This is a genomic window from Actinosynnema sp. NPDC059335, assembly GCF_042752395.1.
GTDB lineage: Bacteria > Actinomycetota > Actinomycetes > Mycobacteriales > Pseudonocardiaceae > Actinosynnema.
This window is the reverse complement of record NZ_JBHYXZ010000212.1, coordinates 1-12087: the sequence shown is the minus strand read 5'-3', so window position 1 is coordinate 12087 and position 12087 is coordinate 1. Positions and strand designations below refer to the sequence as shown.

Below are 12087 nucleotides of genomic sequence, written 5' to 3'. Positions count from 1 at the left end.
GGCGTGCGACGGTCCCGAGTGGACGTTCGGGGTCCCCGACGCCCTCGCGCCCGACCTCCGTCGTGGTGGCGTGACGGCGCGGTTGCGCGTCGTGCGCACCAGCGGCTAGCATGCCCGGTATCGCGTTCTCGTGGACGTAGGCGGCGGTCAGCCCCCACCACGAGTCCTCTCGAAATCCCCGCACCGACCGGACGTGGCTCGCGCAGCCTTACCCGGGTCGTCGGCGGGTCGTACCGCGGCACGTCCGCGTCCTCACCCACCCAGGGAGAAACCCTTGTCCCACAACGACACCGACGCCCGGCTCGGCTCCGGCGTCCTCGACCTGACCGACCGCCGCGCGGTGCTGCGCGCCGACGGCTGCCTGCCCGGACCGCGCGACATCACCGTCCCGGCGCGACTCGTGGCCGAACACGGGCTGCGGCGCGGCGACGAGGTCCACGGCCGCGTCTCGGCGGACGGCGCGCGGACCGCGTCGCTGCTCACCGTCGACGCGGTCAACGGCGCGCACCCGCGCCACTCCCGCGCCCGGCCGACCTTCGCCGACCTCGTGCCCACCCACCCGGACCGGCGGCTGCGGCTGGAGACCGAGCCGCACGAGCTGACCACCCGGGTGATCGACCTGCTCATGCCCCTCGGCAAGGGGCAACGCGCGCTGGTCGTCGCGCCGCCCAAGGCGGGCAAGACCACCGTGCTGCGGTCGATCGCCCACGGCATCGCCAAGAACCACCCGGAGTGCCACCTGATGCTCGTGCTGGTCGGCGAACGGCCGGAGGAGGTCACCGACCTGTCCCGCGCCGTGCCCGCCGAGGTCGTCGCGGCCACGTTCGACCACCCGCCGCGCGACCACACCGCGCTCGCCGAACTGGCCGTCGAACGGGCGAAGCGCCTGGTGGAGCTGGGCCGTGACGTCGTGGTGCTGCTCGACTCCGCGACCCGCCTCGGCCGCGCCTACAACCTGGCCGCGCCCGCGTCCGGGCGGATCCTGTCCGGCGGCGTGGACGCGGGCGCGCTGACGCCGCCCAAGCGGTTCCTCGGCGCGGCGCGCAACGTCGAGGGCGGCGGTTCGCTCACGATCATCGCCACGGCGCTGGTCGACACCGGCTCGGCGGGCGACGCGGTGCTGTTCGAGGAGTACAAGGGCACCGGCAACGCCGAGCTGCGCCTGGACCGCAGGACCGCCGCCCGCCGCGTGTTCCCGGCGGTGGACGTGCACCAGTCCGGCACCCGCCGCGAGGAGCTGCTGCTGGCCCCCGGCGAGGCGGCGGCGGTCCGCCTGCTCCGCCGCGCCCTCGCGGGCAAGGACGACGCGGTGGACGTGCTGCTCGACGGTCTGCGCCAGACCTCCGACAACGCGGAGTTCCTCGCCCGCCTCACGACGCGCCGCTGACGGCATCCCTCCCGGTTCGTCCCCGCCACCGAAGGGGCGACGCCCCCGACCGCGTCCTGTGGCACCCCTGACGCGCGCCGGTCGCGTGCGAAGGCCCGGCGGCGTGGGCGCACCGACCACGGCCGGCCGAAGGGCAGCCGCGAAGCCGGTCACCCCGCGGCGTCGCTGAGCGGCACGGGGCACTCGCCCCCGGGTTCGGTGGACAGCTCGAAGTGCCACATCTCGTTGGCATAGGTCTGGCACAGGCCGTAGTCCGCGCCGTGGCGCACGAGCCAGTCGGCCGCGTCGGTCGGGCCGATGTCGATCGCCTTGCCGGTCACGTGCGCCGACTTCTCCGGCGTGCTGACCAGGCGACGCGCCTCCGCGAGGCTCCCGTGGACGGCCACGGCCTCGTCCAGCAGGCGTTGCTGGTACTCCCTGCTGCGCCACCCCGACGTCACCCTCAGCTCCACGCCCGCCGCACGGGCGTCCCGCGCCGCCTCCCGCACGGCCGCCAGGAGGTCGGGGTCGAGCCCGCGGATCGCCGCGTGCTCCGAGTCGAACGGCGAGATGGTGCCGTGCTCCGGGATGCTGCCGTCCTCGACGACACCGCCCCGGTTCCCCGGCGGACCGCCGGGCACGGGATCGGACGCGCAGGCGGACAACGCCACCACGAGCGCGCCGAGCACCGCCGTCACGGTGCGCCGGCGGTGGACGTGGTCGTGGACCGGTCGACAGGCCATGGTTTCTCCCCATCGGGTGTGTCGGAGCGGGACGCCCCCGACACTGCCGACGCGATGTCCGCGGCCGATGCGCGTGATGTGCGCGTTGTGTGACAGCCGCTCAGGGCGCGACGCCGCGCGGCACGGTGAGCGTGAACACCGCGCCGCCGTCGTTGACGACCTCCAGCCGGCCGCCGTGCAGGTGCGCGTTCTCCCGGGCGATGGCGAGCCCGAGGCCGCTGCCCTCGGTGCGGCTGCGGGCGCGGTCGCCGCGCACGAAGCGGTCGAACACGACGGGCGCGAGGTCGGCGGGCAGGCCCGGTCCGGAGTCGGCGACGGACACCCGCACCCGCTCGGGCTCCGTGCCGTCGACGGTGACCGTGATCGGCGGTTCGCCGTGCCCGACCGCGTTGGTGACGAGGTTGCGCACGATCGTGTGCAGCCGGCGCGGGTCGCCGTGCACCGTGGCATCCCCGGTGCGGCGGACCGGGACGTCCGCGCCCGGCGCGGTCACCTGCACGGCGTCGATCGCCAGCGCTTCGAGGTCCACGGGCTCGGGCCGGAACTCGACCGCGCCGGCGTCGAACCGCGACACCTCCAGCAGGTCGTCGACCAGCCTGCCCAGCCGGCGCGCCTGGCTGCCCAGCAGTTCCGCCGACCTCGCCCGGTCGGCGGGGTCCGGGCTGTGCAGGCCGTCCGCCGCGGCGACCATCGACGCCAACGGCGTGCGCAGGTCGTGCGCCACGTCGGCGACGAACCGCCGTTGTTGCCGGTCCTTCAGCCGGAGCTGGTCGATCGACTCGCCGAGCCGCTGGGCCATCGCGTTGAACGAGCCGGCGAGGTCGGCCAGCTCGTCACGGCCCTGCACGGGCAGCCTGGTGTCCAGCGCGCCCTCCCCGAACCGCCGGGCGGCCAGCGCGGCCGTGCGCACGCGGCGCTGGATCGTCCGCGCCGCCGGCACGCCCAAGCCGCCGCCGAGCAGGGCGATCACCGCCGCCACGCCGGCGAGCCGGTCGCGCAGGAGGGCGAGTTCCCGGTCGAGGCCGCCGGTGTTGTAGAACTCGGCCAGCAGCAGGCCCGGCTCGACCTCCCCGACGATCACGAGCTGCGGGCCCTCCGGGGTGGTCGCGGTGTAGCTCACCGAGTGGCCGTGCCGACGTGCCGCGTCCACCGCGTCCGCGGGCAGTCGGCCGCGGACCGCTCCCCCGGTGCCCGCCACGGGCAGGTACCCGCCGTCCGCCACCCCGGAGACCGGGCCGGAGGTCGGGGTGAAGTTGACCAGCGCCCACGTCAGGCCGAGCCGCCCCCGCATGTACTCCGCCACACCGGACACGGCGGAGTCGAACGCGGTGACGCGGACCAGGAACTGGTGCGCCTGCTGGGCGTCGGAGTCGAACGCCGCCTCGGCGGAGGCGGCGAACCGGTCCCTGGTCGTCGCGGCCTGGAGCCGGTAGGTGACCAGCGCCATCGCCACGGTGGTGACGAGCGTGACGGCCAGGACGGTGAGCACCACGGCCGCCCGCAGGCTCGGCCGCCACGTCACGGCTTGACCAGGCGGTACCCGAACCCCCGCACGGTGCGCAGCAGCACGGGGTTGGCCGGCTCCCGCTCGATCTTGGCCCGCAGGCGCGCCACGGCGGCGTCGACCAGGCGCGAGTCGCCCGCGAACCCGTAGTCCCACACCCGCTTCAGCAACGTCTGCCGGCTCAGCACCTGACCCGCGTGCTCGGCGAACTCGGCCAGCAGCCGCAGCTCGGTCGAGGTCAGGTTCAGCTCCTCGCCGTTCCTGGTGACGACCATGGCGGCGACGTCGAGCCGGAGGTCGCCGATCAGGTACACGTGCGACTTCGGCGGCAGCGCGGGCACGGCGCGGCGCAGGATGGCCTTGACCCGGGCGTCGAGCACCCGCGGCTCGACCGGTTTGACCACGTAGTCGTCCGCGCCGCACTCCAGGCCGACGACGACGTCCACGGCGTCGCCGCGGGCGGTCAGCAGGATCACCGGCACCGTGTCGTCGGCGCGGATCCGGCGGCACACCTCGAACCCGTCCACGCCGGGCAGCATCACGTCCAGCAGCACCAGGTCGGTGTCCGCCCGCCGCCGCGCCAGCGCGTCCAGCGCCTGCTCGCCCGTGGCCGCCACCGCGACGTCGTGGCCCAGGCCGCGCAGGGCGCGCGACAACGCCTCGGCCAACATCGCGTCGTCCTCCACGAGCAGCAACCGCGACACCGGTGGGACCCCTCGCTCTCGGCACGGCTTCCGCCCCACCGTATACCAGCGGTTACGCCGAACGGCCCACCGTCACGCCGGGTGGGTGTAACAGGCGTGCGACGAACTGTGACGAACGCGCACGACGCAGGTCAGCCGCCCAGCAACCGGCCCTCCTCGGCCCCGTAGAACAGCAGTCGACCGGCCGGCGCGGCCACGGTCAGGCGGTCGCCCGGGGCGGGTTCCCGGTCCTCGGGCACGGTGAAGCCGACCAGCGCGCCGCCCGGGCAGTCGAGCGTGACCAGCGAGGACACGCCCAGGTTCTCGACCGCCGCCACCCGGCCGGTGATGCCGTCCCCGGCCGGGACGAGGTACTCGGGCCGCACGCCGACCACGACCGGTGTGCCGTCGGGCTGCCCCGGCGGGCCGGGCAACCGGGACCCGGCGCACTCGACGTGCCCGTCGCGGACCACGCCGTCGAGCAGGTTCATCGGGGTCGAGCCGATGAAGTTGGCCACGAACGTGTCCGCGGGCCGTTGGAACACCTCGCGCGGCGTGCCGAGCTGGCGGATCCGACCCCGGTCCATCACCGCGATCCGGTGCGCCAGCGCCAACGCCTCGGCCTGGTCGTGCGTCACGAAGACGGTGGTGAGCGCCAGGTCGTGCTGGAGCCTCTTGAGGAACGTCCTGGCCTCCAGCCGCAGCCGCGCGTCCAGGTTGGACAGCGGCTCGTCCAGCAGCAGCACGTCCGCGCCCGCCGCGACGGCCCGGCCCAGCGCGGCGCGCTGCTGCTGTCCGCCGGAGAGCCGCCCCGGCCTGCGGTCGAGCAGATCGGCCAGGCCCAGCCCGGCGGCCACCTCGGCGGCCACCTCCCGCCGCCGCGCCCCGGGCACGCGGCGCACCCGCAGCGGGTAGGCGATGTTCTCCGCCACGGTCATGTGCGGGAACAACGCGTAGTCCTGGAACACCATCGCGACCCCGCGACCGCCGGGCTCCACCCGCGTCACGTCGCGGGAGCCGATCGCGATCGACCCCTCGGCCGGCCGCTCCAGGCCCGCGATCGTGCGCAGCAACGTGGTCTTGCCGCACCCGGACGGCCCGAGCAGCGCGAACAGCTCGCCGTCCGGCACGCGCAGGTCCAGCCCGTCCACCGCGCGGACCCCGTTCGGGTAGACCGTGGACACCCCGGTGATGTCGATGCCCGCCATCAGCCCTTGATCCCCCCGTGGAAGCGGAACCCGTAGGCCCGGTTGACGACCAGGTACAACACCACCACCGGCACCGAGTACAGCAGCGAGAACACCGGGATGACGGTCAGGTCGGCGGTGCCGCCCTCGTCCTGCAACGTCCGCAGCAGCACCGCCGCCGGCTGCCTGCCGACGTCGCGCAGCAGCAGGAACGGCAACAGGAAGTTGCCCCACGCGTTCACGAACGACCACACCAGGATCGTCGCGATGCCCGGCCGGGCGATCGGCAGCACCACGTGGCCCAGCACCTGCCGGGGCGACGCGCCGAACACCCGCGCGGACTCCTCGTACGAGCGGGGCACGGCGTCCACGAAGTCCTTGAGGATGAAGATGGCCGCGGGCAGCATGCCGCCCGCGATCACCAGCGCCGTGCCGAACCGGGAGTCGATCAGGCCGAGCTGGAGCATCAGCACGAAGATCGGCACCATGGCGGCCGTGCCCGTCACCACGCTGGACAGCAACAGCAGCACGTACAGCAGCACGTCACGGCCGGGGATGCGGACGCGGGACAGCGAGTAGGCCGCCAGCGCCGCGAACGCCGTCGTGACCGCCGACGCCACCACGCACAGCACCAGCGAGTTGACCAACGACCGCACCGCGTACGGGTGGCGCAAGGTGGCGTGGACGTTCGACAGCGTCCACTCCGGCCACCGCAGGCCGAACCCGGGCCGGGCGTCGAACGGCGCACCCGCCAGCCACAGCATCGGCACCGCGAAGAACGCCAGCACCGCCGCCACCAGCACGGACGAGCCGATCCGGCGGACCACCCACCCCGGTGTCACGCCCGCCTCCCGCGCAGCAACCGCAGGTACACCAGCGCCACCACCAGGTTCGCGACCAGCAGCAGCGACGACATCGCCGACGCGTACCCGAGCCGGCCGCTCTCCAACGCCTGCCGGTAGATCAGCACGGGCAACACCTCCGACTCGTGGTTCGGGCCGCCCGCGGTGAGCAGGAACGGCGTGAAGTCGTTCGCCGTCCACAGGCTGATCAGCAGGGTGTTGGTCAGCACGTGCCCCCGCAGGCGCGGGAACACCACGTCCCGGACGGTCTGCCACCCGCTCGCCCCGGCCAGCCGGGCGGTCTCCAGGTGCGACGGCGGCACGGTGGCCAGCGCGGAGGCGTACAGCAGCATCGAGAACGCCGTGCCGCGCCAGGTGTTGAACACGATCAGGCTCGCCATGGGGTGCTCGACCAGCCACGCCGTGCCCGGTTGGCCGAGCAGGACGCCCAGCGTGCCGCCGTCGCGGCTGAGCACGGCGAACCACAGGTAGGCGACGACCGGGCCGGGCAGGATCCACGCCGGCAGGACGAAGCCCTCGACGGTGTGGCGGAGCACCGGGCGGGCGCGGCGCAGGAGCCAGGCCAGCCCGAAGCCGAGGGCGTTCTGGCCGACGACGGCCGAGCCGAGCACGAACAACGCGGTCAGTCCGAGCGAGTTGGCGAACAGCGGGTCGTCCAGGGCGGCGGTGAAGTTGTCCGCGCCGACCACCCGCGGCGCGGCGGCAGACGGCCCGGTGAGCTGGTAGTCGGTGATCCCGATGTAGAGCGTCCACAACGCCGGGAAGACCAGGAACACACCGATCAACACCAACGCCGGCACCACGAACCCGACCGCCCGCGCGGTCCCCAACCCGACCGTGTCGCGCCCGACCGCGCCCCGCCCGACCGTGTCGCGCCCGACCGTGTCCCGTCCGACCGTGTCCCGCCCGACCGTGTCCCGCCCGACCGCGCCCCGTCCGCCGTCGTCGCGGTCATCCCCAGGCAACGTTGCCCTCGCCGACCGCCCTGACGAGCGCCTCGTGGTAGGACCGCGCCGCCTCCTCCGGGCTCCGACCCGACACCACGTCCGCGGTCGCCTGCTGCAACGCGGCCGACACCTTGGGGTAGTCCGCGAGTCCCGGCCGGTACCGCGTGATCGGCAGCACCCGTTCGGCGACGAAGCGGAGCATCGGGTCGCCCGCCAGCACCTCGTCGTTGACGTCGGACCGCTGCGTGACCTGCGCGCCACCCGCCAGCGCCGCCTTGACCGCCTCCGCGGAGTTCATGAACTCCACCAGCTCCCACGCCTGCCGCGGGTAGCGGCTGTTCGGGTTGACCACGCGCACCCCGCCGCCGGACATGCTCACGAAGTCCTGACCGCCCACCCCCGCACCCGGCACGCGGGCCGGGATCAGCGCCCAGCCCACCACCGCGTCCCGGTCGGCCATCTTCGCGACGCCGTTGCGCGGCTCCACCACCGAGCGCCAGAAGTAGTCGCTCTCGGGCAGGATGCCGATCCGGTGCTCGGCGAACAGCGCGAACGACCGGTCCCGCCCCTTCGCCTCCTGCTGCACGACCGGATCGCCGAGGCCGTCCGCGTAGACGCGCCGGTAGAGCGACAGCACCTCCCGGACACCCGGCGTGGCGCCCTGCCACTTGCCGTCGTCGTGCACGAGCGCCCCCGTGCCCGCCAACGCGGGCAGCACGCCCTGCATGGTGGTCGCCTCGCCCATCGCGGTACCGGCGTTGAGCTGGAGCGGTGTCACGCCGGGCAGCGCCTTCAGCTTCGCGGCGGCGTCCAGGACGTCGTCCCAGCTCCGCGGCTGCCAGTCGGTCGGCAGACCGGCCCGCGCGAACAACTCCTTGTTGTAGAACAGCACCCGGCCGTCGGTGCCCATCGGCACGCCGTAACGCCCGCCCCCGAACTCGCCCAGACCGCGCACGGCGGCCGGGATCTGCCGCCAGCCGTCCCACGCGTCCACCACGTCCGCGCCGACGACCTCGGCCAACGGCCTCACGTGACCGGCCTGCGCGAACTCGCCGAGCCAGATGCCGTCCAGTTCCACGACGTCCCCGCCGCCGCCGGTCTTGAAGTCCAGCGCGACCTTGGTCTTGTAGTCCTCGTCGCCCGCGCCGTTCTGCTCGAACCGCACGGTCGCGGTGACCCCCTTGGCGCGTTGCGCCTCGGTGAACCTCGGAATGACCCAGTTCGTGATCCAGTCCGCGCCACGCGCGTTCTTCCCGCCCGCCACCGCGTTGGCCGTGATGGTCAGCGTGACGTCCTTGGCGTCGGCGTTGCGCCCCGGGTCCGCCTGCCGGTCCTGGCCGAGGCACCCCGCGAGCACACCGGCCACCGACAGCAGGACGATCGTCGTCCGCCGCATACGTGCCCCCACGAGAGTGCCCGTCGCTACGTCACCCCTCAACATGGCACCGGGGCCGCGCGAGCGCAGCACGTCCGGTCGGCATCACCCGTTTGACGGCCGCGGACGGCCGTCACCGACCGTCGCCTCGGGGTTCGCCACCGTGATCGCGTGGCATGATGGCCTGTTGCAGGGTTGGAGCGGTAGGCCGGGAGGCACGTTCATGAGCGGTCGGGGCGAGGCCGGCGGGCCGGTCGCGGTGCGGTCGGTGCGGAGGGGCGACGCGCTGGTGGTCCAGGTCGAGGGCGAAGTCGACATGGACACCTGCGACGACGTGCGCGCCGAGGTCGTGCGCGGCCTGGGCGAGCGGCCGGCGGCGGTGGTGCTGGACCTCAACGGCGTCGTGGTCTTCGGCTCGATCGGCCTGTCGCTGCTGATCGAGGTGCGGCACCGGGCGGAGGCGCTGGGGATCGGGTTCGCCGTCGCGGTCGACCGGCGCACCGTCCTGCGGCCGTTGGCCGAGACCGGGGTGGCCGACCTGCTGCTGGTGTTCCCCGAGGCGGACGAGGCCGTCGAAGCCGTGCTGACGGCACCGAGCCTGCACGCCACCCCCTGACCGGGGAGACCGGACGGTTTGCGATCGGGCGGGGACGGGCACCCCACCGGTGACCGCCCCGCCGCCGACGCCGTGCGGATGGGGTGTCTGGGGAATCGCCGGGATGGCGCGGTGACCAGTACCTCCCGCGCCATCGCGGGCCCCACCAATCTTCGTCCACACAGGACTGATCAATGGTGAATTTCAGTCCACACTGAAGTGATTGAGGTTATCGAGTAGGTATTCCTTGCAGGTTGAGGAGCAGGTCGCGGACGGCGGTGGCCGGCAGGTGGCCGTCGCGTTCGACCACTTCGGGTGCGTGGGGGTCGGAGCAGAGCAGGACGGGGCCGTCCTGGGGTCGGTCGGGCAGGCGGCCGTGGGTGCCGCGCACGCAGCCGGGGTCCAGGGGCACGGTCCGCATCGTGTAGCGCAGGCCGAGTTTCTTGCGCACGAGGTTGAGCCCGGCCTTGGCCTTGGCCAGGCGGTCGGCGGGGTCGAAGAACAGCTCGGCGGGGTCGTAGCCGGGTTTGCGGTGGATGTCCACCCCGCGGGCGAAGTCAGGCGCGCGGTCGTCGTCCAGCCAGTAGTAGTAGGTGAACCACGCGTCGGGCTCGGCGACCACCACGAGTTCGCCGGAGCGTTCGTGGTCCAGGCCGACCGCGGCCTGGGCGTCGCGGTCGAAGACCTCGTCCACGCCCGCCAGCTCGCCGATCACCGCGCGGGTTTTCGCCAGGTCGGCGGGGTCGCGGACGTAGACGTGGGCGATCTGGTGGTCCGACACCGCGAACGCGCGCGAGGTCCACGGGTCGAGGTATTCCATCCCGGCCTGCGTGTGGACCTCCAACAGTCCCGCGCGGCGCAGGGCGCGGTTGATGTCGACCGGGCGACGCGCCCCGGTGATCCCGTACTCCGACAACGCCACGATCGTCGCGTCGAGCTCCAGCAGGGGCTTGAGCGCGCGGTCCACGTCGGCGGCGGCCCGGATCGCCTGCGGCGAGTCGGGCCCGAAGCGTTGCAGGTCGTAGTCCAGGTGCGGCACGTAGACCAGCAGCAGGTCGGGCCGCTGTTCGGCGAACACCTTCAGCGCCGCGCCCACGATCCACTCGCTCGACCGCAACGACGCCGTCGGCCCCCAGTACTGGAACAACGGGAAGTCACCGAGGGCACCGGTCAGCCGATCGTGCAACTCGGGCGGCCGGACGTACGCGTCCGGAGACTTGCGCCCGTCCGCGTGGTAGATCGGCCGCGGCGTCACGACGACATCGGTCGACGCCCCCATCGCATACCACCAGCACACGTTCGCCGCCCGATAACCCGGACGGAACCGCCGCGCCGTCTCCCACACCTTCTCACCCCCCACCAACCGGTTGTGCTGCCGCCACAAGTGCACCTCGCCCAGCTCACGGAAGAACCACCCGTTCCCCACCACCCCGTGACCCGACGGCGCCAACCCCGTCAACCACGTCGACTGCACCGAACACGTCACCGCCGGCAACACCGTCCCCAACCCCGCCCGGAACCCCCGCTCACCCAACCCCCGCACATTCGGCATGAACGGCAACAACCCCGGCGTCATCCCCACCACGTCCACCACCACCAACGGCCTCACACCGACACCCCCAGGTTCCGCTCGGCCCATCGCAACTCCGCCGCGATCCCCTCCGCCAGGTCGGCCACGCCACCCGGCAGCACGGACCACGTGTAGGTCTCCACCTCGACGTCCGGCGGCGGGTCGAACACCCGCACGGCGGACATGGCCCGCAGCAGCACGTCGGTGGTGGCGCGCAGCGGCGCGGGCGGCTCGGCGTGCAGCGGCACGTGGAAGTGCACCCGCCACGGCCCGTCGACGGGCAGCGCGGCGAACGCCTCCGGCAGGTCGTCGGCCCGGCGCACCTCCCCGTCCCGCCAGGCGCGCACCTGGTGCAGGTAGCGCGGCTCGGCGAACGGGCCCAGCACGTCCCGGGCGTCGGTCGGGTCGGCCAGCTCCAGCGCCGCCGACGCCTGGACCTTCACCACGCTGAGCCCGGCGTCGGCGATCGACCGCACGGCCTCCTCGGGGTCGGCGAACGACACCGCCAGGTGGCAGGTGTCCAGGCACAGGCCCACGAACTCCTCGTCCACCCGGCCGGCGAGCAGCCGCACGGCGTCGGTCACGTCGTCCACCACGCAGCCCGGTTCGGGTTCCACGGCGAGCCGCACGGTGCGGCCGGTGCGACCGGCCAGCTCGCGCAGCGCGGCCGCGGCCTCGCCGAGCCGGTGCAGCGCGCGGGTGTGGTCGGCCCGCGACCACGGGTGCCGCCAGGCCAGCGGCAGGGTGGAGATGCTGCCCCGGCCGCCCTCGGGCAGCAGGTCGGCCAGCACGGTGGCGCAGTCGAGGGTGTAGTCCAGCCGGGCGGAGGTGGTCCAGTCCGGGTGGTAGACGCGGTGCTTGACCACCTCCTCGTGGAACCCGCCGTACGGGAAGGCGTTGAGCGTGCGGACGACCAGGCCGCGCGCGTCGAGGGCGTCCCGCAGCCCGGCCCGCAGCCGCGGGTCCTCGGCGAGCGCCTTCGCCACGGGCGCGGACAGCCACAGGCCCAGCCCCAGCTCCGCGCCGAAGCTCTCCCGCACCGGCACCGCGTACCGGTCGAGCTGCGCCAGCACGCCGGGCAGGTCCTCGGCCGGGTGGACGTTCGTGCAGTAGGAGAGGGTCATGCCCCACCCGCCCCGGACGGCGTCCCGCGCAGGATCGAGTTGCCCTCGAACGTCGGCGGCGCGTCGGGCTCGTCCAGCATCAACCGCCCGCTCTGCCCGTAGAACGCGACCGGGTTGCGCCACAACACCT

General features: G+C 73.8%; 11 protein-coding genes and 1 pseudogene. 2 read left to right on the top strand and 10 right to left on the bottom strand.

All coding sequences use genetic code 11. From position 1 onward, the window contains the following. Positions 1-274: 274 nt before the first annotated feature. Positions 275-1387 carry a transcription termination factor Rho, short form gene (locus ACFXGA_RS37055; RefSeq protein ID WP_378096773.1) on the top strand — a complete coding sequence of 371 codons (1113 nt, stop codon included), beginning with the start codon at positions 275-277 and terminating at the stop codon, positions 1385-1387. A gap of 149 nt (positions 1388-1536) precedes the next feature. On the opposite strand, the gene ACFXGA_RS37050 is transcribed toward ACFXGA_RS37055, so the two are convergent. From ACFXGA_RS37050 to ACFXGA_RS37020, 7 genes are all read right to left on the bottom strand, one after another. Continuing rightward, positions 1537-2109 carry a M15 family metallopeptidase gene (locus ACFXGA_RS37050; RefSeq protein ID WP_378096771.1) on the bottom strand — a complete coding sequence of 191 codons (573 nt, stop codon included), beginning with the start codon at positions 2107-2109 and terminating at the stop codon, positions 1537-1539. Positions 2110-2209: 100 nt separating this feature from the next. Next, positions 2210-3631, bottom strand: a complete 1422-nt coding sequence (locus tag ACFXGA_RS37045) for an ATP-binding protein (RefSeq protein WP_378096768.1) — start codon at positions 3629-3631, stop codon at positions 2210-2212. Continuing rightward, positions 3628-4317: a response regulator gene (locus ACFXGA_RS37040; protein ID WP_378096765.1), complete on the bottom strand. Its 690-nt coding sequence runs from the start codon at positions 4315-4317 to the stop codon at positions 3628-3630. The genes ACFXGA_RS37045 and ACFXGA_RS37040 overlap by 4 nt, the downstream gene beginning before the upstream one ends. A gap of 131 nt (positions 4318-4448) precedes the next feature. Continuing rightward, positions 4449-5504 (bottom strand): ABC transporter ATP-binding protein, encoded by a 1056-nt coding sequence (locus ACFXGA_RS37035; RefSeq protein ID WP_378096762.1) that lies wholly within the window; start codon positions 5502-5504, stop codon positions 4449-4451. Beyond that, positions 5504-6325, bottom strand: a complete 822-nt coding sequence (locus ACFXGA_RS37030) for a carbohydrate ABC transporter permease (protein WP_378096759.1) — start codon at positions 6323-6325, stop codon at positions 5504-5506. The genes ACFXGA_RS37035 and ACFXGA_RS37030 overlap by 1 nt, the downstream gene beginning before the upstream one ends. Next, positions 6322-7311 (bottom strand): carbohydrate ABC transporter permease, encoded by a 990-nt coding sequence (locus tag ACFXGA_RS37025; protein ID WP_378096756.1) that lies wholly within the window; start codon positions 7309-7311, stop codon positions 6322-6324. Before ACFXGA_RS37025 ends, ACFXGA_RS37030 begins: the two co-directional genes overlap by 4 nt. Then, positions 7298-8689, bottom strand: a complete 1392-nt coding sequence (locus ACFXGA_RS37020; RefSeq protein WP_378096753.1) for an extracellular solute-binding protein — start codon at positions 8687-8689, stop codon at positions 7298-7300. Before ACFXGA_RS37020 ends, ACFXGA_RS37025 begins: the two co-directional genes overlap by 14 nt. A 202-nt stretch (positions 8690-8891) precedes the next feature. Between ACFXGA_RS37020 and ACFXGA_RS37015 the strand changes: the two genes are divergently transcribed. Further along, positions 8892-9284 (top strand): STAS domain-containing protein, encoded by a 393-nt coding sequence (locus ACFXGA_RS37015; RefSeq protein ID WP_378096750.1) that lies wholly within the window; start codon positions 8892-8894, stop codon positions 9282-9284. A 208-nt stretch (positions 9285-9492) separates the two neighbouring features. Here ACFXGA_RS37015 and ACFXGA_RS37010 read toward each other — a convergent pair whose 3' ends face one another. The 3 genes and pseudogenes from ACFXGA_RS37010 to ACFXGA_RS37000 all read right to left on the bottom strand — a co-directional run. Further along, positions 9493-10872, bottom strand: a complete 1380-nt coding sequence (locus ACFXGA_RS37010; protein ID WP_378096748.1) for an alkaline phosphatase family protein — start codon at positions 10870-10872, stop codon at positions 9493-9495. Further along, positions 10869-11957 (bottom strand): metabolite traffic protein EboE, encoded by a 1089-nt coding sequence (eboE, locus tag ACFXGA_RS37005; RefSeq protein WP_378096745.1) that lies wholly within the window; start codon positions 11955-11957, stop codon positions 10869-10871. Before eboE ends, ACFXGA_RS37010 begins: the two co-directional genes overlap by 4 nt. Next, a pseudogene (locus ACFXGA_RS37000) lies at positions 11954-12087 on the bottom strand (hydrolase TatD); the annotation flags it as partial. The pseudogene ACFXGA_RS37000 and the gene eboE, both read right to left, overlap by 4 nt.

Coding starts and splice junctions, on each gene's coding strand:
- ACFXGA_RS37015 (WP_378096750.1), top strand. CDS start 8,892: ATGAGCGGTCGGGGCGAGGCCGGCGGGCCGGTCGCGGTGCGGTCGGTG.
- ACFXGA_RS37020 (WP_378096753.1), bottom strand. CDS start 8,689: ATGCGGCGGACGACGATCGTCCTGCTGTCGGTGGCCGGTGTGCTCGCG.
- eboE (WP_378096745.1), bottom strand. CDS start 11,957: ATGACCCTCTCCTACTGCACGAACGTCCACCCGGCCGAGGACCTGCCC.
- ACFXGA_RS37035 (WP_378096762.1), bottom strand. CDS start 5,504: ATGGCGGGCATCGACATCACCGGGGTGTCCACGGTCTACCCGAACGGG.
- ACFXGA_RS37050 (WP_378096771.1), bottom strand. CDS start 2,109: ATGGCCTGTCGACCGGTCCACGACCACGTCCACCGCCGGCGCACCGTG.